This window comes from Vreelandella neptunia (genome assembly GCF_000712975.1).
Taxonomy (GTDB): domain Bacteria; phylum Pseudomonadota; class Gammaproteobacteria; order Pseudomonadales; family Halomonadaceae; genus Vreelandella; species Vreelandella qaidamensis.
Genome location: NZ_JHQL01000004.1, coordinates 134,068 through 157,244 on the forward strand (window position 1 = coordinate 134,068; position 23,177 = coordinate 157,244).

A 23,177-nucleotide genomic window follows, 5' to 3' on the forward strand; every position below is an offset into this window, starting at 1 on the left:
TGATGTTGCATTGACTTTAGCGCCTACCGATGAGGATAGACGACAAACGCTAGCTTGTTGCCGTCTGGGTCTCGCACGTAAGCTGAATAAAATCCTGCGCCATATTGCGGTCGATAACCAGGTGCACCTTCGTCGCTGCCGCCATTGTGAATGGCTAACTGATAGAGCGTATCGACCTCTTTAGGGTCAGCAAAGTGAAACGCTGTCATGCTGCCATTGCCAGCGCTAGCTGGATAACCATTAAAGGGTAAACCCACAAAGAACCTCGGCACATCGACATCATCCGGGTCTCCAAACGACACACAGGCATCGTCTTGCCAGCACACATCTAGCTCCATCGTGCTGAACAACGGCGCATAAAAATGAAGTGCACGCTCGAGGTTATGCGTTCCCACCATTGTGTAAGCAATCATTGTGGCTACCTCTTATCGTCAATCTCCCTGTTTATCTGCTTATTTTATCTACGTCCTTTATTTACTTAAGTCAGATAAGCTCCGATCACGGGGTGACCAGTGAGAAAATAAATAGCCCTCCGGTCCCTACTCTCACATCGCAAAGCCACGCTTCTAGCTCGCCTAGAGTCAGGGCTATTGCCGAGTAGGCGATGAAAGCGTTTATTTAAGAATAGCGGATGTTGCACGGCGATAAGCGTTAAATGACATAGCCACTTATCAAAGCGTGCTGTTTTGTAGTAAGGGCTACCCATTTGATATTTGCGTGGCGAGAGCTGTAGGATAATTGAACAATCATTCAATTAAGGAATTTCTATGCAACGTCATCCACTGATTGCTGCCGTGTCATTGGGTCTTTTTGCTGGTGCTGCTGCGTCCACTGCTACCGCAGAGACAACACCGCTAGAGCAACAGCTAAAGGATCTGGAATCGTTTCAGGTGATTGCCCATCGCGGTGCCAGCGGCCATGCGCCGGAAAGCACCATGGCAGCCTATGAGCTAGCCCATGAGTGGGGTGTGGATTACTTAGAGCTGGATGTTCAGCTCACCTCCGATGGCGAGTTAGTGATCTTTCACGATGATGCTATCGATCGCACAAGTGACGGCGAAGGCAAAATTAATGATTACACGCTAGAAGAACTCATGGCACTGGACACCGGTACGTGGTTCAACGAAGCCAATGCTGAAAAAGCTGATGCGGCCTTTGAAGGTGCACAAATACTTACCCTCGAAGCGCTATTTGAGCGCTTTGGTCACGATGCGCGTTACTACATTGAGACTAAATCTCCCCAGTTAAACCCAGGATTAGAAGAAGCCCTGGTTGAGACGCTTGAAAAGCACGAAATGATTGAAAATGGCCGTGTGCTAGTGCAATCGTTTGAACAAGATAGTCTGCTAAAAGTACGTGAGCTAAATGAACGTGTCCCGCTCATTCAGTTAGTGTGGTACTCGCCTAGCGAAGAAGATAATGATCGTTTAGTGGAGTGGACAGGCGTTACCCCAGGGCCAGCAGAGATTACTGATGAAGACTTTCAAGCTATTGCAGAGTACGCGGTGGGTATTGGCACTAACGTGACGTATAACGGCGAAGACGTTATTAATGCGAGTTTTATTCGCCAAGCTCAAGAAAACGGCCTTCCCGTGCACGTTTACACCATCAATGAAACTGATGAGATGAAGCGTTTGCAAGACTGGGGCGTCAACGGTTTGTTTACCGATTACGCTGACCGTCTTCTTGATATTTTATAACCCACGTATGGGCTCATTTACGACGTAGCCGGTTGTCTAAAATCCTGAACTGAAACGCTGGCGAATTTTTCTAAAAAAAACACCAGCGTTTCAGGATGCTGAAAGCGGCGTTCAAATGTCTCTTGACCATTTCTGCCTCGGCGTATCACCTTGGCATGATAGTGATCGCCTATTTTAGTGACATTAACACTATTTTCTTGCTCTCCTTCGCAATGAACAGCAGACAGAGGCGAAGCGCTATCGAGCAAGACTGTAAGCTGCTGCGCTGCATCCGCTTCTTGAGGTGTTGCCCATAGGGGCTGATCACGCTTGCCGTAATGGAATAGCACAATGACCAGCATGACTGAGAAGATACTGCTTGTTAACATCCAGGTTAAAGCGACATTTGACACCGGCATGGTAAAAATTACCAACAGCTGCCCTACGGCCATAACAGCCAGTACTAACGCTAATGGTTGCCACATGCGAGGGTTCATAAACCCACGTTTTAATATGTAACCCCACAGCCCTATTACAGCCAGTGCCCCCACTATAAGGTGGGCTGCAGCAAACGGTGTGCCCCCTCCTGAAAAAATGGCGATTAGCCCGATAAGTGGAAGTAAGCTGTAAAAAGCCGCTAGCAGGTAATAAGCGCGCTGAAGGTTCATCCATAGCTCCTTTTATTGTTATCGGCACTCATCTTGATATCCCACCAGTATAGATGAAGGCTGCAAACGTGCAGCGCAAGAAGGCTTGCCTTTTAAACGCCTTGCAGCAGGAGATGGTAGCCTCCTCGCGCTTGACCCGCTGGTTACTTCATTTCAAAGCCGCGCTTAACTAGAAAATCACGCATGTGGGGGCGCAATTTTGAATCGAAAAGCGGCGTTAGGTTATGTGACCAATCCGACACTTTATTGCCAGTACTGCGTGATTGGTAGTATGCCTTCATGGTGCTGTCAAAAGCGTCGACGTGATCGGTATCTTCACAATAAGTATCTTCTTTGAGGATGGCCTCTACCGGCAAACGCGGTTTGACCTCAGGCTCATGGGCTGGATAGCCAAGGCACATACCAAACACCGGATAGACATGGTCAGGCAGCTGCAATAGCTCACTAATCGCTTGAGGGTTGTTGCGGATACCACCGATATAACAAATACCCAGCCCTTCTGATTCCGCCGCTATCGCCACGTTTTGAGCCATCAAAGCCGTATCAACGGTGGCGACCAACAGCTGTTCGGTCATGCCTCGTTCTACGTTGGCGCCGGTACGTTTAGAGGCCTCTGTTGGGCGCTTCATATCAGCACAGAACACTAAAAACACCGCACTACTTGCCACGTAACCTTGCCCACCAGCAAGCTCAGCAATTTTTTCACGATTAGCCGCATTTTTTACGTTAATCACTGTGTAGGCCTGTACATGACTCGATGTCGCAGCAGCCTGACCTGCCTTAATGAGTTCTAACAATAATCCGTGGGGTATTTCCTGATCAGTAAACTTGCGTATCGAACGGTGAGATTGAAGCAGTTTAATAACATCGTTCATTTCGTCTCGCCTCTTTATGCTTGATATAATGAATGTAAGTGCTAAAAATGCCCTCGCCTATTTCATTAGCGATGCACGTTAGCGGTTCGCTGCTTGTGCTCTTGAAATGCTTGTGCTGCTAAATTCAGGTTTAGCGCATGCTATTAATAGCAAGCTATACTAAATCAAGTCATTGGGTCACCCCCAACAAATACCGACGCTAGGAAGCCGATATGTCTAATGCCCCTCACATGCCGTCAGGGCAGGAATGGAATGCCAGCCACTATGCGCAACATGCGGGTTTTGTCCCAGCGTTAGGTGACGATGTCATGAAGCTGCTAGCACCCCAGCCTGGACAGCGCATATTGGACCTTGGCTGTGGGGATGGCGCGCTCACCGAACGCATTATGCAAACAGGTGCTGATGTGCTCGGCGTCGATGCCTCAGAAAACATGGTGGCCGCTGCCCAGCAGCGCGGCGTCAACGCTCGGGTTGTCGATGGGCATCAGCTGCCTTTTGACCATGAGTTCGATGCAGTATTTAGCAATGCGGCGCTGCATTGGATGCTAGATCCTCAGACGGTGTTAGCAGGCATCAAGCGCGCGCTAAAGCCTGGCGGACGTTTTGTGGCAGAGTTTGGCGGGCACGGAAATGTTGCAGCTATTTGCACAGCGCTGATTGCCTCGCTTCAATTTCGCGGCATTAGCTCGCATGGACGCCACCCGTGGTATTTTCCAACCACTGAAGAGTATGCACACCTGCTTCAAACTGTTGGTTTTCAAGTTGATACAATCGAGCTGATACCCCGCCCTACCCCGCTACCTACCGGCGTAGCGGGCTGGCTCGAAACCTTTGCAAGCCCCTTTTTGCACGGGCTAGATGAAGATCTGCGCAACGCCATTATCGATAACACGATACAGCTGCTCGCTCACAGCTTAAGCGATGGTCAAGGTAACTGGACCGCTGACTATGTCAGGCTGCGTGTCTCGGCCCACGTGTAGTAGAACCTTCATCCGCCCTAAACAGGAAAAACCCACTGTTACGAACGGTGGGTTTTTCGTTATTAGAGCATTAATGTCGGTGCAAGCTGCTAGGCGGTATAGATATTAATACGAGTGTTGATATGGATGTTGATAACCACACTACGCCGTGGTGTTTTTCAACGTCGCCATATCAATAACAAAACGATAGCGCACGTCGCCTTTCTCCATACGCTCAAAGCCTTCATTGATATTATTGATATCCAACATCTCGATATCGCAGGTGATATTGTGCTCAGCACATAGCGCGAGCAGCTCTTCAGTCTCAGCGATACCACCAATCAGCGAACCGGCAACGACCCGGCGCTTGAACACTAAGTTAAACGCTTCGATAGCAGGCTCAATTGGCTCCAGCAGGCCAACAATAATATGTGTACCGTTGTACTTCAGCGATGCTAAGTAAGGGTTAAGATCATGCTGAACCGGAACGGTATCCAACATGAAGTCGAATGTTTCAGCGACGGCGTCCATCTGCGCTTGATCACTCGATACCACAACATGATCGGCTCCGTTACGCTTGGCTTCTTCCACTTTAGCGTCAGAACGAGTAAACACGGTCACTTCCGCACCCAGCGCTTTAGCTAGCTTAACGCCCATATGACCCAGGCCACCCATACCAATTACACCGATTTTGTGCCCCTTGCCAACGCCAAAGTGTTTAAGCGGCGAATAGGTGGTAATACCGGCACAAAGAATGGGCGCAGCGGATGCTAGGTCAATGCCATCTGGCATTTGCAACACAAAATGCTCACTCACCACGATAGAGTCGGAGTAGCCGCCCTGGGTTAACGTACCGTCTTGGCGGTCTGGGCTACCGTAGGTCATGGTGAAGCCTTCTAGGCAGTACTGCTCCACGCCGTCTTTACAGGCAGAGCAAGTGCGGCACGAGTCTACCATGCAACCAACGCCCACTAAGTCGCCCGTTTTAAAGCGTGTCACATCCCCCCCTACGGCGGTCACACGGCCAACAATCTCATGCCCTGGCACCACAGGGTATTGGCTCATACCCCAATCATTGCGTGCAAAGTGCAAATCACTATGGCAAACGCCACAGTAAAGAATATCGATGGCAACATCGTCTGAACGTGGTTCACGACGATCAAAGGCATACGGTGCGAGTGGTTTATCAGCGGAGAAGGCAGCGTAAGATTTTGCTTGGCTCATGGAAACTCCTTAATAGGTTTTCCGCGTAAGTGGGAAAGTGCCTTTATTATTCGCTGCTAAACGTTAGATAGCGATGAGCGAAGCTATTTTTTTTTTGCTTATTTCTCTATTTAAATGCAATAAAATAACAAAAAATCCCAAAAAAATATCATAATCGTCGTGTAATCCTGATTTCCAACCCAGTTAGGAGGCTTCATAGTGGCCAGTACTGCTCTCGCAGGCAATGCGCTCGCTGACTTGATCGCACCGCTAGTAAAACGTGATGGAATAAGCGTTTCTCGATTGTCCAGAGTGGGGGTGCTTTGCTTGGCACGACGTCAGGAACGTACTCCTTTGATGTACGAACCTAGCCTAATCATCATCGCCCAAGGCCGAAAAGTCGGCTACTTAGGTGATCGAGAGATTCACTACAACCCTGGCCACTATCTTGTGCAAACCCTGCCACTACCCTTTGAGTGTGAAACTCACGGCTCACCAGAAGCCCCCCTGCTAGGTATATCAGTGACATTGGACCCAGGATTACTGAGCGAAATGGTTACCGCCATGGGCAACATGAGCCTACCGTTCACTTCACCTAAACCGATGGCATCAGTTGCTATGAATGAGGGCATGCAGGCCGCTATGCTACGGCTAGCAAGCACGCTACATGATGATATTGAGTGTTCAACGATGGGGGAAGCGCGTATTCGAGATGTGGTGTTTGAGGCACTAAAAGGGGAACAAGGCCCAGCACTGCGGGCATTGGTTAAAGGGCACGGGCACTATTCGCGCATTGTTCAGGTGCTATCGCAGCTGCACAGACACTTTGCCGAGGACTTTACCGTTGATCAGTTAGCCCAGCAGGCCAATATGAGCATATCGACGTTTCATCAGCACTTTAAGCAAATTACGCGCTCGTCTCCCGCGCAGTACTTAAAGCGACTGCGCCTACTTAAAGCGCAGCAGCTTTTATTGCAAGATAGCCACAATGTGAACCAAGCTGCGCAGGCAGTCGGTTATCGCAGCGTTCCCCAATTCAGCAGGGATTATAAGCGCTACTTTGGCGCATCGCCGCTACAGCATAAACGCCAGGAGCAGGCGTTACGCGCCTAGACGCCCAACATGTTGGAAAACACTTGTTGATCGTGTTTATTTAGCAAAAATCTGGCTCTGATCTTTAAACGCTTTGAATTCCAAGGCATTACCGCAGGGGTCGAGTAAGAACATAGTCGCCTGTTCACCGACTTCGCCTTTAAAACGTATGTAAGGCTCAATTACGAAATCTGTCTTCCGCGCTTTTAAGCGCTCGGCTAAAGCTTCCCATTCACCCCACTCTAAAATGACACCAAAGTGCGGCACTGGCACATTATGGCCATCGACAGGGTTAGTGTGGGCGCTCTCTTGGCCTGGGGTTTTAGGATGTTCATGAATAACTAACTGGTGGCCAAAGAAGTTAAAATCGACCCAGTGATCGCTAGAGCGCCCCTCCTCTAGACCAAACACATCGTTATAAAACACTCGCGCCAAAGCGACATCGTAAACAGGAATGGCTAAGTGGAAAGGGGAAGGGCTCATGAATGTCTCCCATTGATTTGCAGTGGTTGGTTAATAGCAGGGGAATGGCGTTACTTTCGATGACTAGCGCGTTGCGCTGTCACTGTGCAAACATCCTAAAACGCGCCGTAAAAAAATAAAATCAATCATTAACTGAACTCAACTGAAAAACGCCTTAATACACTAAATTGAACAGAGCTGACCCTATGAACCCTGAAGATCTCGAGAAGCTAGTAACGCGCACCATGCCATTTGGTAAATACGAAGGCTGGTTGATTGCCGACTTGCCTGGTCCTTATTTGAACTGGTTCGCACGAGAAGGGTTTCCAAACGGAGAAATTGGCCAACTTCTACACTTGATGCATGAAATTGACCACAATGGTTTGAGTGATTTACTGAGTCCTCTACGTAAAGAAACGCCCAAAAAAGCGGGTAATCAACATTCAAACTAACGTAGGCTGCCATTATTAACTGCGTCATTATCAGGAGGCCGACATGGCAAAAGGCGCGAACCACCAACAACGAAGAGCCAGCAAAGCCACCGTGCTACTTGCCTGGCTGAGCATGTTAGCGCTGATCGTCGCAGCTTCCTTATTAGCAGGCGCAGGGCCAGCCTATCGCTGGGAGTTGATTGGCCTGGGCGACGCCTTTAATTTTATGCGCAATGGTGTCTATGCCGCCACCGCCGCTGTAGGGTTAAGCGTTCTGCTACTCCTGATAAGCATCTTTACTCGCCGTATTGGCGCCAGCGTCGTGGCTATCTTCGTTATTGTTGCAACCGCTGCCCTGTTGTATATGCCGTGGCAGCAGTGGCAGCGTGCACAGCAGGCACCCGTCATTCATGACATTACCACCGACACCCAAAACCCACCCGCCTTTGTCGCATTAAGAGCTGCTCGTGAGGCGGCGCCCAATGCGGTTGATTACCCTGGGGAAGCCACCGCACACCAACAGCAAAATGCTTATCCTAATGTGCAGCCTATAAACGTAACGGCACCTAAAGCGACTGTGCTTGCGGCCGCTCAGGCAGAAGTAGAAGCGTCTGGCTGGCAGATTGCTGCGATAACAGAGAGTACTATTGAGGCGACTGCGACAACCCATTGGTTTGGCTTTGAGGATGACGTCATTATTCGCCTGACCGAACAACAAAATGGCGTGCAGGTAGACATGCGCTCCGCGTCCCGACTGGGGGCCAGCGATGTCGGCACCAACGCACTACGTATAGAGACCTTCCTGGATAATCTGGGCAAGCGGTTAGAATAACGGTCCTATCTGATGCGGCTTTCACCTGTGGACTGAGTTAACGATAGCAAACCAATTTCAGTGCATTTCTTTCAGTGCATTTGGTTAGTACGCGTGGCGGCTTCTCTGCTCAGAATTTGCTGCGCGTCTAACGAGCCAATGGCTACCTCTACGTTTCTTGGAATATCACCGCTTAATTGAAGCGCTTGGTAACGCAGCGCACAAACCCTCAAGAACGAGGTAAAGTTGCCAAGATCATGCCCTGCATCTATCGACTCGTGATAAAGCCGTGTGATGAGTTGGGCGGTATTCATTCCATCCCGTTGCGCCATCTCTTCCAGAAGGTGCCAGAAGTAGTTCTCCATGCGGACGCTAGTTACCATGCCATCAATACGCAGCGAGTGTGTGGCGCTTCGCCATAGCTCAGGGTCTGCATCAATAAACAGTTTGCACATCGCTAGCCTCTTCTCTTTTTACCGGTCTCTTTTCTATCGGGCTCACTATAAAGCTGTGCTATCGAGCAAATCGCTTGCTTTTCAGCATAGCGGCTGACAAAAAATACGCCCAGCCGTATGACGCGATATAACTGGGCGCAGATGGGTAGCCTGCTACTACTTATCTAATAACGCCATAAACTGGGCAAGCCATGCGGGATGTGCGGGCCAAGCAGGTGCGGTTACCAAGTTGCCATCTGTCACTGCATCGGTGACCTCCAAGTTAGCGAAGTGTCCGCCAGCGAGCTCCACTTCTGGTTGGCAAGCCGGATAAGCCGAACACTGCTTGCCTTCTAGCACCTTCGCCGCGGCCAACAACTGCGCGCCATGACAGATTGCTGCGACCGGTTTCTGGGTTTCAAAGAAGTGTCTCACCATCGCCAGTACTTCTTGGTTTAAACGCAAATACTCCGGCGCACGGCCGCCAGGAACTACCAAAGCATCGTAGTCAGCGGGATTAACCTTGGCAAAATCGGCGTTCAGAGCGAAACGGTGACCAGGCTTTTCAGTGTAGGTTTGGTCACCTTCAAAATCATGAATTGCCGTTGCCACGGTATCACCGGCTACTTTGTCGGGACACACCGCGTCGACGTGATGTCCAACCGCCATCAGCGCCTGGAAAGGCACCATCGTTTCGTAATCTTCAGTGAAATCTCCGGTAATCATTAAAATTCGCTTGTTGCTCATCTCACTTCTCCTTGTCGTTATTGGTCGAGGCCCAGAGCACACGCGTGGCGTGTTAGATGAGAGTAGCAAGCGCTTTTACTCAGTGGGTAGTAAACCGCTACTACATCTAACATTGGTAACCATGGCGCTCCGCTAGTGCTTGCAGCAGGCCAGCGCTCGGCTATTCCTGACACACGCCATGACTGATGGGCCATCCACCTCTGATCGGCTCCTTGGTGCTAAGTGTGCTAGCCTTATGAGCCATATTCGACATAAAGGAACTGAATGCTCACTATTTCTAATAGCGTGACGATAGCGGATTGGGAGATTGATATCAGCCAGATCAGAGCTCAAGGCTCGGGAGGCCAAAACGTCAATAAAGTCGCTTCTGCGGTGCATTTACGTTTCGATATTCAAAGCTCTACACTACCGCCGATCTATAAAGAGCGTTTAATGGCGCTGTCTGATCAGCGCATTAGTAAAGAGGGTGTAGTGATTATTAAAGCCCAGAGCTATCGCACCCTGGAATTGAACAAAGAGGATGCTCTTGCTCGCTTAAAAGCATTGATTCAAAGCGCAGGAAAACAACAGAAAATGCGTCGGCCAACGAAGCCCACCAAAGGTTCGCAGCGCCGCCGTGTGGATCACAAAACTCGTAAAGGCAAAACAAAGTTACTGCGTGGTAAAGTATCGATCTCGTAAAATACGCACTGACTATAAGCTATAAGCGGTTCAAACTGGTTATAAAATATTCACCGATCATAAACTGTGAGCTGAGTATGTAATGCTCGCTTAGTCGTTTTTTCATCACTCATTGAGTCTTTTCATCATGTCCAACGCCTCATCACACTCTACCCTTCGCGTTGCCCGCCCACTGTCGCCCTGCATTCAGGTATGTACCATTGAGCCCTCCTCTTCGCTATGCAAAGGCTGTGGTCGGACGCTAGATGAGATTGCCTGTTGGGGCAGTATGACCGAGGCCGAGAAGACCCCGGTGTGGGATCGGCTTGAACAAGAAGGCTATATCGACGCACAGTACGCCAAGTAAGCTAGATCTCGTCTGTATGCCGGTCGCTTAAAATATGGTGCAGTTCGCCACATGACACCATCGGATCATCGCAGTTAATCACGATCTTTGACTCTGCCAGAACATAGCTACGGCCTGTTGTGGTGTTTTCCACCACTTGGTAATCACCTTCTTGATGGGTGCCAGTGAAGGTGCCAATAAATCCGGTTTCACGCAGTGACACGGTCTCTAACTTATCGCCAACCGTCAGCCGACCTTCATAATTCATCAGTGCTAAGCGCGCTGAAGTACCGGTGCCGGTAGTGCTACGGCAAATAACACCGGGATGCACATAGGTGGTTGAACGCGAGCGAATATAGCCTTCTGCTATTTTCTCTTCTGGCCCCATAAAGTGTAAAAACGGCAATGGCCCGACGTCACCTAAGGTGTAATGCGAAAAACCGCGCTGCGCCTGGATCGCCTCAACTATTTTATAAGCGCAAGCGGCAAGTGCCTGCTCCTCATTGCGCACTAATTTAAAGCCCAGCTCTTCGGCATCGACCAACGCATAAAACCCACCGCTGTATGCGACCGAGTAAGTAACAGTGCCTATTTCGGGTACTTGAATGGTGTCGCGATAGGTATCGATATAGCTTGGCAGACCTTCACAGGTAACTGATTCCACGACCCCATTACGCACCTTTGCTTCAATTTGCACCAAGCCTGCGGGTGCTTCTAGTTTAAAGCGTTGAATCCCTTCCTGCTTAGGAACAAGGCCGCTCTCCAAGACCGCCGTGGCAGTGCACAGTGTGTTAGAGCCAGAATAAATCGGATACCCCATCACTTCCATAATAATGTAGCCCGCCACTGCCTCTGGATGCGAGGCTGGAACAAGCAAGTCCACCGACATTTCTGGAATGCCGTACGGCTCTTCTAATAGCAGTCGCCTTAAACCATCAGCATCATCACGCATGAACTCCATTTGTTGGCGTACCGTGGCACCTGGAAGTAGATCAATGCCCCCTGTCACAATGCGGCTAACATCGCCACCAGCATGGGTATCCATCAATTGAATCGTATGCAGCTTCTTCATAAACCTTGCTCCTCAGCAGTAGCAAGGGCAAACGGTGCGCCGTGGGTTTCCCACTGTGCATCAGGAACAATCACAATCTTGCCCAAATAGTTACTATCACGGTTCACAAAGTAACGCTCAGCGTTATGCAGGTCTGAGAGTTTAAAGGCGCCGTGCAGCACGGGTTTTAGTGCTCCGCTACGAATCCATTCAATCAGTTGCTCGGCCTCTTCCCGGGTGCCATGAGAAACACCAAAAATTTGCACCTGATACAGATAGATCCGAGTCCACATCATCTCGCTAATATTGCCGCCACTCGCGCCAGCAATGGATAGCCGCGGATAGCGGCTACGCCCCTGCATGTCGACAATCATGGTGTCGATAAACAGATCGGTCATTTGCCCCCCGACCAAGTCCATCACTGCATCAATCGGCTTGCCACTGGTTTCGGCCAACACACGCTCAACAAAAGTGGCTAAATCACCACGGTCGATCACTGCCTCAGCACCCAGTGCCAAAAGTGCATCGGCCTTATCCAACTGGCTGACCGCGTAAGGAATAGCCCCCACGATTCTGCACAGCTGAATTAATGCTGTTCCAACCCCACCACTGGCACCTGTCACTAACACGCGTTCGCCTGCACTTATGTTGGCAGAGGTCATCATGTGATAGGCCGTCTGATATGAACACATACCCATTGAGGCAAGCTCTGCATCTTGCAATTCAGGGTTAGGCACATGGTGGAACTGATCAGCGGGTACTACGACATACTCGGCGTATCCGCCATCTGCGCCATGCCCGTAATAATCAGGCGTCAGGTTAATATCGCGGCGTTCATCAGCGTAAATATTAAAGTCGAGCAGGCCTCGCTCTCCAATACGGGAAACGTCTACACCCTCGCCTACTGCCACCACACGGCCGGCAATATCGGCACCTTGAATACGAGGAAAGGTCAGCGTGGGTGAGCCTCCCATCGCAAACGATGTGACTTCCTCTTTGCCCTTCGTTGGGTAAAGTCCTTCACGCGCTTTTCGGTCGGTATTATTTTTAGCCGTTGCCGTTACTTGAACCAGTACTTGCCCCGGCCCAGGTCGGGGGGTAACGACATCCTGCCGATACTGCAGCTTATCTACATCACCGTGGCCAGTTAATAGCATGGCAGACATCGTCTTGGGGAGTTGAGGTGCAGCTTCGGCCATAAATTTGCTCCTGTTTAAAAGCGTGGACGAACCGAACTGACAATAGCAAATGTTGCCAGTAACAAACGACGACAATAACAAACTTTGATAATTACTAAAGAGATAAAAACAAAACGGCGTCAACGGAGTGCCACCGTTGACGCCGCTAATATTTATTAATAATTTCAGCTAAATACAGGCACACCGATAAGCAGCATGTGTAGATAAAGTGCAAAAACAATATACGCAACCAGTCCCACAACCACAGTGGCTATTGTTGCCGGGATAGAGATAACGGTCGCTGGTGGCGGGGCGGCACGATCACGTTTTTTGGCTGCTTTAAACGCCAGGATAGCCCACACCAAAAACGCTGCAAAAAAGATAATATCGCCAAGCCTGCCATTGGCCAACAGATGAGAAAATGCCCAAATTTTAACGGCCAACATCATTGGGTGGCCAAGCTTCGCTTTAATCGCATTGCGCGGCACATAGGCTGCCACTAGCATAATAAAGGCGGGAATCATCAGCAGCGCTACCGCATGGCGTAAGCCCATAGGCGGGAACCAAACGTAAATAGAGTCTAAGCGCATTTGGCCAAATCCGTAGATAGCGATTGCCAGTCCAATCACTGATACTACGGAATACGCTAGCTTCCAGGAGGTTTCGCCATGTTTAGTAATCTGCTGCTGACGCCAGTCTTCAGCAAAGATACGCACGGAGTGGCTGCCAAGAAATATCAGCAGGCCAATAATCATGATGGTCATAAAGGTGGCTCTCAGGTTGTTTGCAGGTCGTTGGTCGACTGCGAGCATGCCACACTCACGCCCAAACCACATGGCGAACTATCAACTTTTCGCTAACAGCGAAACTATCTCGATTTAAAACCAGCTTTTGCGTTTAAATAGCCAAATCAAGCTACCACCGATACCCAGCATAGCCCCCCAAACAAAAAAATAACCATATTGATAGCGCAGCTCTGGCATGTATTCAAAGTTCATACCGTAAATACCAGCAATGAACGTTAACGGTACAAAGATCGCCGTAATCACCGTTAATACACGCATGGTGATATTTAGCTGATGAGAAGAGATCGAAATATAGCCATCGATAAGGTCACCGCAAATGTCATAATACATTTGCGTCAAAGTATAAAGACGTTCAAAGCGCTCCTCTACATCCGTAATGGCATGCATCGTTTCACTTTCACCACGAGGCAGATGAGCGTAATCGTAGGCTGTAAGCTCTTGGGTAATGCCCTTATGATAGCTAAAAATACGGCGCATCTTCACCAAACGTGAACGGTAGGTGGTGATTTTTCGCATCAGCACATCGTTACCATTCTCTAACAGCTCATCTTCTATGTCGCTTAGCTCAGTTTCGAATTCCAATAAGCTATCAATATAGAAACCTGCTGAGGTATACATGATTTTCAGCGCGACACGCTCGGGAGATAATGCCAGCAGCGTTTTGCCATGCTCATTAAAAAGCCGTTCAATGCTGAGCGCTTCACCCGCATGCAAGGTGATCAGAAAGTGCTCACCAATGAAAAAACACACCTGTTGAGGCACGAACTTGAGCTGGGCATCAAACGAAGAAATACCTCGGTAGATAATCAATGTATGATGCTCAAACTCTTCAATTTTAGGCGGGTGACGCTCCTTGTGGGCATCCTGAATGGCCATTGGATGACAATTAAAACGTTCCAGTAGCTGGCGCTCACGCGTTTCTGACTCGCCTTTCATATCTATCCATAGGTGGCTGCCAGGCGTTGCCTGCCAAACATCAATAAGGCATTCATCACCTTCATGCACATCGCCATCCGGCATCGTTAGTAGGCTGCGAATCATCATCGTCCCTGTTAATTTGGTTCACGGCTTAACGTTACTGCCTAACGCTTTGACGACGATTAGGCAGATAGGCCAGCGTCACACTGACAACAATAGACGCCAGAAGCGCCCCTAAAAATGGCCCAAGCGTGGGAATACTGCCGGGGAACGTTGCTGCCACAATACCCGCGCTGACACTTCCCTGACTTATCCAGCCTGGCAGTATTGCTCCTACCAACCCTGCCATACCACCCCCTATCGCCGCCAGAGGCGTCATACGTTGCCACAGGCCAAGCAGCACCGGCACCACGATGGCAGCGCACAGTAAGTCAGCGATTAAGAATAGTCGCAGTACCGACAACCCCTGCAACGCAATCAGCACTACTGGCACCATCATGGCGACCGTTATCCAACGAGCAGTCGTTAAAGAAGCTGTATGCCGTTCACCGCCACGTCCAACAATCAGCGACGCGATGCCATTTTGAAGCGTATCAACACTTGAGGTTACCAACGTGACAGCCAGCACTAAGGCGGGCAGTGCTACCCACACCGGCGCATCGGTTAACAGTGCAAAGAAGGGAATAGGCGGCTCTCCAAGTGGCACTCCACTCATCGCGGCCATCATGCCGACACCGCCAATGACCATCACCACCAACACGGTCATACCGCCGCCTAGCCAAGCACCTCGGCCTAAGCTCTGGTCATCCTGGGCAGCCCATACACGCTGCCAATAGCCTTGATGGAAAAGATTGGCGGCGGTCACCGCAATGACAAGTGTAAGAGCAACGCTGAGCGCACTTGTGATAGGAATAGAAGGCATCACTGCGTCATTCGGCATGGTTGGCAGCCGCCATATGGCAACGCTGCCAACAGCTGCTAACAGGGCCAACAAAAGCCACGCTTGCCAGCGATCCGTGGCGAGGCTTGCCCGTAGCCCACCAACCACCGTGTACACCAAGGTTGTGAGCGCAACACCAATAATCACCAGCGCCGGAGGTACCTCTGACAGCAGCGAGGTAATCGCGCCGATGGCCGTTAGTTCCGCCGCTAAAAAACAGCCCATATAAGCAACAGAGGCCAGCGATACCCAGCGACGCACGCCTTTGCCATAACAGGCATCAGCAAATTCAGCAATGCTTCTGCCCTCTGGCAAAGCACGGCGAATTTTTGGCCCGTAAAGCCCTAAGACAATAAACGGCAGCGCAGAGCCTATTGCATAGCCTGCGAGCGCTAATGGCCCAACAAACGCACCTATTTCAGGCGGTGCAAACAAAATCCAAGCGCCCATTCCCGAGGCTAAAAATGAGAACCCCAGCGTGGACGCCGTTTGCGAATTGCGTGCTGTCACGTAGTCATCGAGCGACCCCTGCACATGGCGTGCCCGAAGGCCCAAAAAGGCAAAGCAAAGTAGTGCCGCACCCAGTACGGCTGATGTTAGGTAAGGCATGTCGCACTTCCTCCGCCGGTATTAACCGGATCAGGTTCCAGGGTCTGCGCAGTGCGCATTCTCAGCCCATCAGTGTGGAGCTCCCCTGGCGACAGTGAATGGAGACGCTATCCTCGGTGAAAGTGGTTCGTTAGTAAAGGTTGGGCGTTAGTAAAATCTGTCAGTGAGTAACGCCTAGGTGGGTAACTTTTTTCCTACTATTTTCCCTTTATGATCGCGGTAGGCGTCCCATTAAGTAGAACTCTTCATTAGGTGGGGTGCCTGCCATGGTAACCAATCGGTTCGACATTCCAAAAAAAGCGACAATGGCACCAATGTCCCAACAATCTTCCAGCGTGAAACCAACTTGCTCTAATCTGGCCTGCCATTCGGAAGAGAACTCACCCACTTCAATACCGCAATGCATTGCAAAATCCAACATCATGCGATGACGTTCGCTCAGTCCTGCGGTCAGGTGATTAATTGCAACGTTGTCTGCTACTAACGGGTCCTTGCTATAAATTCTCAATAAGGCCCCATGCGCAACGACACAATAAAGACAACGATTGCGTGCACTTGTGGCTACCACAATCATCTCTTTTTCAGCCTTGGTGAGCGTGTCGGACTCACGCTCCATTAGCGCATCGTGGTACGCAAAAAACGCGCGAAACTCATCGGGGCGGTGGGCCAACATTAAAAATACGTTGGGTACAAAGCCCGCCTTGCTTTGAACATTTACTATTGCTTCACGAATATCATCAGGCAGTTCGTCAAGGGTTTCTGGCACATGGAAACGGCTAAGTGGGTTTATCATCGCGGTTCCTCTTTTCCTAAAAGCAGGTTTTAAATTTTTGTTTTGGTTAAACATTTATACTGCTGACTGAACGCTATTCAGTAACAAAATACTAAACAAAGTGACTTTCAATCGCGGCTCACGCTGTCCATACTCTTAACAACTCAATAACCTATAAGCCGCGCAATGAACGCGTAAAATGGCACCTTACAGGGACACTCACATGCAGCATTTCGAAGCGAAAGAGCATACGCCAGGGCGCTTACACACACTTTTTGCTGACCCTTACCGCGCGTTCGACAACGATACCGATGAGCGGCAGCTACACATTCGAGTCATGCTGCACATCCTCTTTGCACAGCCCCTGCAACAGTCGCCGATGACCCTTCGGGTCATTCATGGTTGGGAAAACGGCAGTTTCGAGCCAAGCGAATTGAAGCACATTGATTATCCGCTTACTTCGCTAGAAGACTTACACCGAGTGACAAACGAATTTTCCCAGGCCTCTCAACAGCGTCAACCACTACCAGCCGAAGATACCTCGCTTCTTACTGCGCCATTAGCCAAACTCTTTGCCCAGGCAGAAGAGGCAGAAGGACGTATCATTACGGAAGCGACGCGCAATATACCCGCACGCTGGCCTGCCTTACCGGGTGGTTTAGCAATTTACACGCTATTCAAAATGTATCATCGCCTTGTATATGGTGAAGACGACAATTACCGTTGTTCTCAATGCGAAACGCCTGAGGGTCTCCAAGAACTCCATGAATTTCATATTGAAGAAGGCGAGTTCGCGCTGTTAACGCCCCCGGCTCACTACAAAAAAATAGTGCCCACCATGCTGATACTGCATGCTGGCCAGCTTGGCCCTATTGAGCAACTTATCCGCGAAAGTCTGCCTTTGTTTCCAGATAGATAACCCGTTATTTATCAAGCTAAAGTTATTTACTCTGAAGCCATGCCATCCGACGCCGTACACCAAGAAGCCCCGTTTTCACGGGGCTTTATTGATCACGATTAGCTTAAGGAAATAGTACTGTTGATGCCGCTAGAGACATTTTCTGGCTCAAACCAACGGGCGGTAACCGTTTTGGTTTGCGTCCAGAACGTAATTGCCTGTTTGCCGTTTGGCCCCAGATCACCAAGCTTGGAAGCACGCGACCCAGTAAAGCTAAAGTAAGCCACAGGGACAGGAATCGGCACATTGATACCTATTTGGCCAACGTCAATGTCTGTTTCAAAACGTCGTGCCACCCAACCTGAATTGGTAAATATCGACGTACCATTTCCATTCGGGTTCGCGTTGATAAACTCGATCGCGTCATCCAGTGTTTCCACATTGACCACACACAGTACGGGGCCGAAAATTTCTTCTCGGTACACCGTCATATCAGCGGTCACATCGGCAAACAGGGTTGGGCCAACAAAATTACCGTTTGGATAGCCATCTACCGTGCAACCACGGCCATCCACCAGCAGTTTAGCGCCCTCTTTTTCACCCGCCGAAATCAAGCGCTCAACGCGATCCTTCGCTTGGGGAGAAACAAGCGGGCCTAGGTCTGCATCGCGCTGAGTGCCCGGCCCTACTTTCATACGGCGCGCGCCTTCCTCAATATCTTTCAGCCACTCACGGGCTTCACCCACTAGCACGACAACCGAGTTAGCCATGCAGCGCTGGCCAGCGGCGCCAAATGCCGAACCCAGCAGGCTATCAATAGCTTGGCTGCGGTTAGCATCCGGCATCACCACACAGTGGTTTTTAGCCCCCATCATCGACTGCATACGCTTGCCTGCAGCTGCAGCACGGTTGTAAAGCAGCGAGCCGACATGGGTCGAACCGATAAACGAGAGTGCTTTAATATCCTGGTGGTCGGCGATCTGATTGGCGACATCTGGACCACCATGCACCACGTTCAAAACACCGGCGGGTATGCCAGCTTCATGGGCAAGCTCCACGAGACGCATTGTGGAGCTAGGATCTTGCTCCGAAGGCTTCAGTACAAAGGTGTTGCCCGTAGCAATGGCCATCGGGAACATAAAACAGGGCAGCATAATCGGAAAGTTAAAGGCGGTAATGCCCGCGCCAACGCCCAGTGGCTGGTGCATGGTGTAAACATCGACTTCATTAGCGGCGTTTTCCGCCAGCTCACCCAGCTGCAGCGAGGTAATCGAACAAGCGTGTTCAACTACCTCTAAACCGCGCCCTACCTCGCCTTCGGCATCTGGTAAGGTTTTACCATGCTCTTGCGTAATCAATGCGGCTAACTCAGCGGTATTTTCCCGTATCAGAGCCTGAAGCTTGAGCATAATGCGCATGCGCTTGCCAAGCGGCACTTTACGCCACTCTTTGAATGCTGTTTTAGCACTCGCAACCGCACGCTCCACTTCTTCGGCGGTACAAAAGGGCACACGGGCAACAACTTCTTGGGTCGCCGGGTTCACCACATCACGCCAATCCTGGCTTTGTGACATGACTGGCTGACCATCGATATACATAGGGATTTCACGAACAGACATGACTACCTTCCTCATCGTTATGTTTATTATGAGACGTAAATATGAACCCTAGGGTATAGCAGCAAGTTGACGTAAACGTCAATTAGCCACTTGATAAAGATAAAACTCACCTAGCACTACTATTTACGCTTTCCCTCCTAGCACTGCCCTCGCTATGCTGGCTAACAGCAGGCCAATGACGTGAGCCCAGTTGTTTAGACGCGTACGTGTTCAACACCCCAGGAGGCATCCATGCAGACCTTTAGCTGTCGCTGTGGCAACCCGCTTTTTTTTGAAAACACGTATTGCTTGGCCTGCGAATCCGAGGTGGGCTGGTGCCCAACCTGCTCAGCTATTGTAGCTCTTGAACCGCTACCAAATGGAGGATACCGCTGCACTCACCCAGACTGTGGATCCACCTTAATGAAGTGCCATAACTATGCGGTTGAGAATGTATGCAACCGAATGGTAGTGATGGTCGAGGGGCATGCCGATACGCTTTGCGACTGCTGCCGCTTTAATGAAGTGATTCCCGACTTAACTATCAATGGCAACCGGGAGCGCTGGGCTGCGCTTGAAGCTGCCAAGCGACGGCTATTTCTCACATTAGACTTACTCACGCTTCCCTACGGCGTCAGCGGTGAAAACATTCGTGTTCCGCTTAGCTTTTCGTTTATGGCAGATGCCTTGCCCGATCAAGGCCTTTGGCGCTCTACCGCTAGCCAGGAAAAGATATACACCGGCCATGCCAATGGTCATATCACGATCAACGTGAAAGAAGCCGACGACGTTGAACGCGAGCGCCTGCGGGTTGATATGAATGAGTCCCACCGCACTCTCATCGGCCACTTCCGCCATGAAATTGGTCACTACTATTGGGATTTATTGGTAAAAGGACGCGATGAAGACACCTGCCGCCACGTGTTCGGAGATCACAACAACCCTACCTACGGTGATGCCTTAGAACGGTATTACCAACAGGGAACGCCTGCTGATTGGTCAACACAGTTTATTTCTGCCTACGCCTCGATGCACCCCTGGGAAGACTTTGCGGAAACCTTTGCGTACTACTTAGATATGGTCGCTGTGCTCGATACAGCGCGTCATATGGGGCTTTCCCGCACCGAACACAACGGCACATTAGACGGCATGTTACGAGCATTCCATCAGGTAGGCATGGCCGTAAACGAACTCAATCGTGATATGGGACTGCTGGATTTAGCACCGAGCGTCATTGCCCCGGCGGTGAGACAGAAGCTGACGTATCTGCATCAACTGATTCTTAATGCGAACGCCAGCCCCCGTACTTAACAACCGTTAATCGTTGTCGTGCTCTCCTGCGTGGCTTTGCGACTGGCGCTGGGTCACGCGGGGAACGCCATCACTGTTGACAAAATAGGTTGCGCTTAGCGTGTCGTGAATCGCCGCGAAACCAATCTGCAGTTCATCCACAAACGCGTGTAGTTTGCTGGGGGAGTGAGCCAACGCCTGAATGTCGGCGTCGACCACATCGGCTCGTACAAGCGACACCGTTGCCGCCGCTCGGTCTTGCCTGGGTAACAGCTGTAGCTCGTGCCCCACCGTTTCCAGGCTGCAGGCAATAGAGCGTGGTAGGTGGGGGTCCTGCAGCAAAAAGCGCAGCACGTCAGGCCCACGCACCCGCAAACGGACTTGCTGCCGGTACATTTGGTAAGCAGTGAGCGACTTCAGCACGCTCATCCACTGCAAATTTTCAAACGGCAGCAGTTCCTCTGGATTTTGCGGCAGCAAACTGGCGGACCGAACATCGACAATTCGGGTCGTCATATCTGCCCGCTCTAAATGGCGACCTAACTTGATGAAGGTGCGAGCAGGCCCATGGCTTAGCGTACCTTCTATTAAGCCTGTCAATGTCTGGCAGCCGCGAATTACACTTTTCAAAAAGGTGTCGCGGCGCCGCGGACTAACGCCATTTTCGGCATGATCTGCAACACTCAAATAGAGTTGATTGACCTCTTCCCAGATCTCTCTTGGCACGACATCACGAGTGGTACGCAGGTTTTCCCTAGCGCTCGCTAAGGCGGCAAGAATAGAGCTGCCATTTTGCGCGTCTGCACACAGAAAGTGCACCACGCTACGCTCGTCAAAACTTGAATGTCGCTCATTAAACGCTTCCAACGTGCCGGTCATTTCAATTAACGGCGCCCAGCCCAGGGGCAAGTGACGCGGCAGATCCAGCATTAGGTGGCTATTAACACTCAGCAACCGAGCAGTATCTTCGGCCCGTTCGATGTAACGCGCCATCCAGTAGAGGTTTTCAGCAACGCGTGACAGCATGGCGCTAGACTCCTTCCTGCTCAGCGGCAACTGCCGCGTTCTCATCGGTTTCAACAATCCAAGTATCTTTACTGCCGCCCCCTTGAGAAGAGTTAACCACCAGTGAGCCCTCCACCAGGGCGACCCGGGTCAAGCCACCAGTGGTGACGTGGGTTTCCGGCCCAGAAAGAATAAACGGGCGAAGGTCTACGTGGCGCGGCTGGGGCAAGCCGTTAGCCAGCGTCGGCGTCGTCGAAAGTGCCAGCGTTGGCTGTGCCATATAGTTACGGGGATTGGCTTTAATTAAGCGTGCAAACTCATCGCGAGTTTCTTTAGTAGAACGAGGGCCTATCAACATGCCATAGCCGCCGGATTCATTTGCTGGCTTCACCACCAGCTCATCCAAATGCTCCAACACATACTTGCGATCATCTTCAAACATACATAAATAACTTGGTACGTTTGGCAGCAGCGGTTCTTGGTCTAGATAGTAACGAATGATTTCAGGGACAAAGGCGTACACGACTTTATCGTCGGCGACTCCCGCCCCAGGGGCATTAGCAAGCGCTACTTTCCCCGCCCGCCAAGCGCGCATTAGGCCGGCCACCCCAAGCATTGAATCTGGATTAAACGCTTCAGGATCGAGAAACTCGTCGTCTACACGACGATAAATCACATCGACACGGCGCAACCCTTCCACAGTCCGCATATAAACCACGTCGTCGTCATCGACCAGCAAGTCGCTACCTTGCACTAACTCAACTCCCATTTGCTGAGCAAGATACGCATGTTCAAAGTAGGCGGAGTTATAGATACCAGGCGTTAGCACTACCACTTGAGGGTCGTCACCTGGGCGAGGCGACATCGACGCTAACATGTCATATAGCTGGGCAACGTAGTCGTCTACGGGAAGAATTTTGCCAGATGCAAAAAGCTCAGGCAGCACACGCTTGGTTACATTACGATTTTCCAGCATGTACGAAACCCCAGAGGGAATACGCAAATTGTCTTCTAGTACATAAAGCGTGCCATCACCGCCACGCACTAAGTCTGACCCGCAAATATGCGCCCAAATGCCATGAGGAGGGTTGATACCAACACACTGGGGGCGGAAGTTAACCGATTGCGCCAACACTTCAGCAGGTAACACTTTGTCTTTAATTACTTTTTGATCGTGATAAAGATCATCAATAAATAGATTAAGCGCTTGCACGCGTTGTTTTAAACCCGCTTCAGTTTTACGCCACTCACTGGCAGGAATAATTCGCGGCACAATATCAAAAGGCCAAGCGCGATCAATCATCGCGCCTTCTGAATAAACGGTAAAGGTAATCCCCATGGTGCGAATGGCAATTTCTGCTGCGGTTTTACGCTCTGCCAACTCCTCTGCACTAAACCTTGCCAACATATTACACAGCTCATCAGCCGAGGCTCGTGGCTTGCCTGGCGCCGCTAGTAACTCATCGTAATAGTCACGGCACGCATAGTTATTCCAATTCACTTGGCTCATGGGCGCTCTCCTGGCGCAATGGTGGAAGCGGCAACTTCCTCTTACGTAGTGCAGGCCTAGCCCCGCGCGATCTACGCAGTTCTCTTCACATATAAGCACGCAAAATGCATACCATCTTTTTCGCTATTTCAACGTTAAAAGGATGCTTTCAATACGCACCCTCGCCCACCGTCTACTAGCGACGCTACTACTACTGGCAGCGCTACTAATAACTACGCTACTAATAACAATGCTG

The 23,177-nt window shown here is 50.5% G+C and carries 25 protein-coding genes and 1 riboswitch; of the genes, 9 read left to right on the forward strand and 16 right to left on the reverse strand.

Features of this window, described 5'->3' with window-relative positions:
* Window positions 1-23 precede the first annotated feature (23 nt).
* Window positions 24-413 (reverse strand): VOC family protein, encoded by a 390-nt coding sequence (locus CR46_RS0112730; protein ID WP_030073467.1) that lies wholly within the window; start codon window positions 411-413, stop codon window positions 24-26.
* Between the two features lie 354 nt (window positions 414-767).
* On the opposite strand from CR46_RS0112730, the gene CR46_RS0112735 reads away from it, so the two are divergent.
* Window positions 768-1,700, forward strand: a complete 933-nt coding sequence (locus CR46_RS0112735; RefSeq protein ID WP_030073468.1) for a glycerophosphodiester phosphodiesterase — start codon at window positions 768-770, stop codon at window positions 1,698-1,700.
* Window positions 1,701-1,717: 17 nt separating this feature from the next.
* Here the strand turns inward: CR46_RS0112735 and CR46_RS0112740 are convergent, their stop codons facing one another.
* Window positions 1,718-2,347 carry a hypothetical protein gene (locus tag CR46_RS0112740; RefSeq protein WP_030073470.1) on the reverse strand — a complete coding sequence of 210 codons (630 nt, stop codon included), beginning with the start codon at window positions 2,345-2,347 and terminating at the stop codon, window positions 1,718-1,720.
* A 143-nt stretch (window positions 2,348-2,490) separates the two neighbouring features.
* Window positions 2,491-3,222, reverse strand: coding sequence for an oxygen-insensitive NADPH nitroreductase (nfsA, locus tag CR46_RS0112745; RefSeq protein ID WP_030073472.1), 732 nt, complete (start codon window positions 3,220-3,222; stop codon window positions 2,491-2,493).
* 212 nt (window positions 3,223-3,434) lie between these two features.
* Here nfsA and CR46_RS0112750 point away from each other — a divergent pair, with 212 nt between their 5' ends.
* Window positions 3,435-4,202, forward strand: a complete 768-nt coding sequence (locus tag CR46_RS0112750) for a class I SAM-dependent methyltransferase (RefSeq protein ID WP_030073474.1) — start codon at window positions 3,435-3,437, stop codon at window positions 4,200-4,202.
* Between the two features lie 141 nt (window positions 4,203-4,343).
* On the opposite strand, the gene CR46_RS0112755 is transcribed toward CR46_RS0112750, so the two are convergent.
* On the reverse strand, window positions 4,344-5,405 hold the full coding sequence (locus CR46_RS0112755; RefSeq protein WP_030073476.1) for an NAD(P)-dependent alcohol dehydrogenase: 1,062 nt from the start codon (window positions 5,403-5,405) through the stop codon (window positions 4,344-4,346).
* A gap of 198 nt (window positions 5,406-5,603) precedes the next feature.
* On the opposite strand from CR46_RS0112755, the gene CR46_RS0112760 reads away from it, so the two are divergent.
* A complete protein-coding gene (locus CR46_RS0112760) occupies window positions 5,604-6,497 on the forward strand; it encodes an AraC family transcriptional regulator (protein ID WP_030073478.1) in 894 nt (297 codons plus the stop codon).
* Between the two features lie 36 nt (window positions 6,498-6,533).
* Here the strand turns inward: CR46_RS0112760 and CR46_RS0112765 are convergent, their stop codons facing one another.
* On the reverse strand, window positions 6,534-6,959 hold the full coding sequence (locus CR46_RS0112765; protein ID WP_030073480.1) for a VOC family protein: 426 nt from the start codon (window positions 6,957-6,959) through the stop codon (window positions 6,534-6,536).
* A gap of 185 nt (window positions 6,960-7,144) precedes the next feature.
* Between CR46_RS0112765 and CR46_RS0112770 the strand changes: the two genes are divergently transcribed.
* Both CR46_RS0112770 and CR46_RS0112775 read left to right on the forward strand, forming a co-directional pair.
* Complete coding sequence (locus CR46_RS0112770) at window positions 7,145-7,390, forward strand: DUF3820 family protein (protein WP_030073482.1); 246 nt, start codon at window positions 7,145-7,147, stop codon at window positions 7,388-7,390.
* Between the two features lie 43 nt (window positions 7,391-7,433).
* Complete coding sequence (locus tag CR46_RS0112775; RefSeq protein WP_030073484.1) at window positions 7,434-8,201, forward strand: DUF1499 domain-containing protein; 768 nt, start codon at window positions 7,434-7,436, stop codon at window positions 8,199-8,201.
* Window positions 8,202-8,272: 71 nt separating this feature from the next.
* On the opposite strand, the gene CR46_RS0112780 is transcribed toward CR46_RS0112775, so the two are convergent.
* A complete protein-coding gene (locus CR46_RS0112780; RefSeq protein WP_030073486.1) occupies window positions 8,273-8,635 on the reverse strand; it encodes a ribbon-helix-helix domain-containing protein in 363 nt (120 codons plus the stop codon).
* A gap of 156 nt (window positions 8,636-8,791) precedes the next feature.
* A complete protein-coding gene (locus CR46_RS0112785; protein WP_030073488.1) occupies window positions 8,792-9,361 on the reverse strand; it encodes a DJ-1/PfpI family protein in 570 nt (189 codons plus the stop codon).
* A gap of 264 nt (window positions 9,362-9,625) precedes the next feature.
* Between CR46_RS0112785 and arfB the strand changes: the two genes are divergently transcribed.
* Window positions 9,626-10,042, forward strand: a complete 417-nt coding sequence (arfB, locus tag CR46_RS0112790; RefSeq protein WP_030073489.1) for an alternative ribosome rescue aminoacyl-tRNA hydrolase ArfB — start codon at window positions 9,626-9,628, stop codon at window positions 10,040-10,042.
* Window positions 10,043-10,169: 127 nt separating this feature from the next.
* Window positions 10,170-10,388: a DUF1289 domain-containing protein gene (locus tag CR46_RS17805; RefSeq protein WP_035536721.1), complete on the forward strand. Its 219-nt coding sequence runs from the start codon at window positions 10,170-10,172 to the stop codon at window positions 10,386-10,388.
* A 1-nt stretch (window position 10,389) separates the two neighbouring features.
* Here the strand turns inward: CR46_RS17805 and CR46_RS0112800 are convergent, their stop codons facing one another.
* From CR46_RS0112800 to CR46_RS0112825, 6 genes are all read right to left on the reverse strand, one after another.
* Entirely contained in the window at window positions 10,390-11,439 is a 1,050-nt protein-coding gene (locus CR46_RS0112800) for a proline racemase family protein (protein WP_030073490.1), read from the reverse strand.
* The gene (locus tag CR46_RS0112805) at window positions 11,436-12,617 is read right to left on the reverse strand and encodes an alcohol dehydrogenase catalytic domain-containing protein (RefSeq protein ID WP_030073494.1); all 1,182 of its coding nucleotides are present in this window, start codon (window positions 12,615-12,617) and stop codon (window positions 11,436-11,438) included. The genes CR46_RS0112800 and CR46_RS0112805 overlap by 4 nt, the downstream gene beginning before the upstream one ends.
* Window positions 12,618-12,781: 164 nt before the next feature.
* Window positions 12,782-13,360: an NnrU family protein gene (locus CR46_RS0112810; protein ID WP_030073496.1), complete on the reverse strand. Its 579-nt coding sequence runs from the start codon at window positions 13,358-13,360 to the stop codon at window positions 12,782-12,784.
* A 114-nt stretch (window positions 13,361-13,474) separates the two neighbouring features.
* Entirely contained in the window at window positions 13,475-14,443 is a 969-nt protein-coding gene (locus CR46_RS0112815) for a magnesium transporter CorA family protein (RefSeq protein ID WP_030073498.1), read from the reverse strand.
* A gap of 34 nt (window positions 14,444-14,477) precedes the next feature.
* Window positions 14,478-15,869, reverse strand: a complete 1,392-nt coding sequence (locus CR46_RS0112820) for an SLC5/6 family protein (protein WP_030073500.1) — start codon at window positions 15,867-15,869, stop codon at window positions 14,478-14,480.
* Window positions 15,859-15,966: riboswitch (TPP riboswitch) on the reverse strand. (Overlaps the previous gene by 11 nt.)
* Window positions 15,967-16,077: 111 nt before the next feature.
* Entirely contained in the window at window positions 16,078-16,662 is a 585-nt protein-coding gene (locus CR46_RS0112825; protein ID WP_030073502.1) for a peroxidase-related enzyme, read from the reverse strand.
* Window positions 16,663-16,864: 202 nt separating this feature from the next.
* Between CR46_RS0112825 and CR46_RS0112830 the strand changes: the two genes are divergently transcribed.
* A complete protein-coding gene (locus CR46_RS0112830) occupies window positions 16,865-17,560 on the forward strand; it encodes a hypothetical protein (RefSeq protein WP_030073504.1) in 696 nt (231 codons plus the stop codon).
* 98 nt (window positions 17,561-17,658) lie between these two features.
* Here CR46_RS0112830 and CR46_RS0112835 read toward each other — a convergent pair whose 3' ends face one another.
* A complete protein-coding gene (locus CR46_RS0112835; protein WP_030073506.1) occupies window positions 17,659-19,158 on the reverse strand; it encodes a CoA-acylating methylmalonate-semialdehyde dehydrogenase in 1,500 nt (499 codons plus the stop codon).
* A gap of 231 nt (window positions 19,159-19,389) precedes the next feature.
* Here CR46_RS0112835 and CR46_RS0112840 point away from each other — a divergent pair, with 231 nt between their 5' ends.
* Window positions 19,390-20,448, forward strand: a complete 1,059-nt coding sequence (locus tag CR46_RS0112840) for a zinc-binding metallopeptidase family protein (protein WP_030073508.1) — start codon at window positions 19,390-19,392, stop codon at window positions 20,446-20,448.
* A 6-nt stretch (window positions 20,449-20,454) separates the two neighbouring features.
* Here the strand turns inward: CR46_RS0112840 and CR46_RS0112845 are convergent, their stop codons facing one another.
* Both CR46_RS0112845 and CR46_RS0112850 read right to left on the reverse strand, forming a co-directional pair.
* Complete coding sequence (locus CR46_RS0112845) at window positions 20,455-21,453, reverse strand: alpha-E domain-containing protein (RefSeq protein WP_030073510.1); 999 nt, start codon at window positions 21,451-21,453, stop codon at window positions 20,455-20,457.
* A 4-nt stretch (window positions 21,454-21,457) separates the two neighbouring features.
* The gene (locus CR46_RS0112850; protein WP_030073512.1) at window positions 21,458-22,942 is read right to left on the reverse strand and encodes a circularly permuted type 2 ATP-grasp protein; all 1,485 of its coding nucleotides are present in this window, start codon (window positions 22,940-22,942) and stop codon (window positions 21,458-21,460) included.
* Between the last annotated feature and the right edge of the window lie 235 nt (window positions 22,943-23,177).

Bases quoted from the DNA above. Each gene is read 5' to 3' on its own strand.
- CR46_RS0112755 (WP_030073476.1), bottom strand. From the start codon at position 5,405: ATGAGCCAAGCAAAATCTTACGCTGCCTTCTCCGCTGATAAACCACTC.
- CR46_RS0112825 (WP_030073502.1), bottom strand. From the start codon at position 16,662: ATGATAAACCCACTTAGCCGTTTCCATGTGCCAGAAACCCTTGACGAA.
- CR46_RS0112820 (WP_030073500.1), bottom strand. From the start codon at position 15,869: ATGCCTTACCTAACATCAGCCGTACTGGGTGCGGCACTACTTTGCTTT.
- CR46_RS0112735 (WP_030073468.1), top strand. From the start codon at position 768: ATGCAACGTCATCCACTGATTGCTGCCGTGTCATTGGGTCTTTTTGCT.
- CR46_RS0112775 (WP_030073484.1), top strand. From the start codon at position 7,434: ATGGCAAAAGGCGCGAACCACCAACAACGAAGAGCCAGCAAAGCCACC.
- CR46_RS0112805 (WP_030073494.1), bottom strand. From the start codon at position 12,617: ATGGCCGAAGCTGCACCTCAACTCCCCAAGACGATGTCTGCCATGCTA.
- CR46_RS0112830 (WP_030073504.1), top strand. From the start codon at position 16,865: ATGCAGCATTTCGAAGCGAAAGAGCATACGCCAGGGCGCTTACACACA.
- CR46_RS17805 (WP_035536721.1), top strand. From the start codon at position 10,170: ATGTCCAACGCCTCATCACACTCTACCCTTCGCGTTGCCCGCCCACTG.
- CR46_RS0112835 (WP_030073506.1), bottom strand. From the start codon at position 19,158: ATGTCTGTTCGTGAAATCCCTATGTATATCGATGGTCAGCCAGTCATG.
- CR46_RS0112770 (WP_030073482.1), top strand. From the start codon at position 7,145: ATGAACCCTGAAGATCTCGAGAAGCTAGTAACGCGCACCATGCCATTT.
- CR46_RS0112780 (WP_030073486.1), bottom strand. From the start codon at position 8,635: ATGTGCAAACTGTTTATTGATGCAGACCCTGAGCTATGGCGAAGCGCC.
- arfB (WP_030073489.1), top strand. From the start codon at position 9,626: ATGCTCACTATTTCTAATAGCGTGACGATAGCGGATTGGGAGATTGAT.
- CR46_RS0112740 (WP_030073470.1), bottom strand. From the start codon at position 2,347: ATGAACCTTCAGCGCGCTTATTACCTGCTAGCGGCTTTTTACAGCTTA.
- CR46_RS0112765 (WP_030073480.1), bottom strand. From the start codon at position 6,959: ATGAGCCCTTCCCCTTTCCACTTAGCCATTCCTGTTTACGATGTCGCT.
- CR46_RS0112800 (WP_030073490.1), bottom strand. From the start codon at position 11,439: ATGAAGAAGCTGCATACGATTCAATTGATGGATACCCATGCTGGTGGC.
- CR46_RS0112815 (WP_030073498.1), bottom strand. From the start codon at position 14,443: ATGATTCGCAGCCTACTAACGATGCCGGATGGCGATGTGCATGAAGGT.
- CR46_RS0112730 (WP_030073467.1), bottom strand. From the start codon at position 413: ATGATTGCTTACACAATGGTGGGAACGCATAACCTCGAGCGTGCACTT.
- CR46_RS0112810 (WP_030073496.1), bottom strand. From the start codon at position 13,360: ATGACCATCATGATTATTGGCCTGCTGATATTTCTTGGCAGCCACTCC.
- CR46_RS0112850 (WP_030073512.1), bottom strand. From the start codon at position 22,942: ATGAGCCAAGTGAATTGGAATAACTATGCGTGCCGTGACTATTACGAT.
- CR46_RS0112840 (WP_030073508.1), top strand. From the start codon at position 19,390: ATGCAGACCTTTAGCTGTCGCTGTGGCAACCCGCTTTTTTTTGAAAAC.
- CR46_RS0112845 (WP_030073510.1), bottom strand. From the start codon at position 21,453: ATGCTGTCACGCGTTGCTGAAAACCTCTACTGGATGGCGCGTTACATC.
- CR46_RS0112750 (WP_030073474.1), top strand. From the start codon at position 3,435: ATGTCTAATGCCCCTCACATGCCGTCAGGGCAGGAATGGAATGCCAGC.
- nfsA (WP_030073472.1), bottom strand. From the start codon at position 3,222: ATGAACGATGTTATTAAACTGCTTCAATCTCACCGTTCGATACGCAAG.
- CR46_RS0112785 (WP_030073488.1), bottom strand. From the start codon at position 9,361: ATGAGCAACAAGCGAATTTTAATGATTACCGGAGATTTCACTGAAGAT.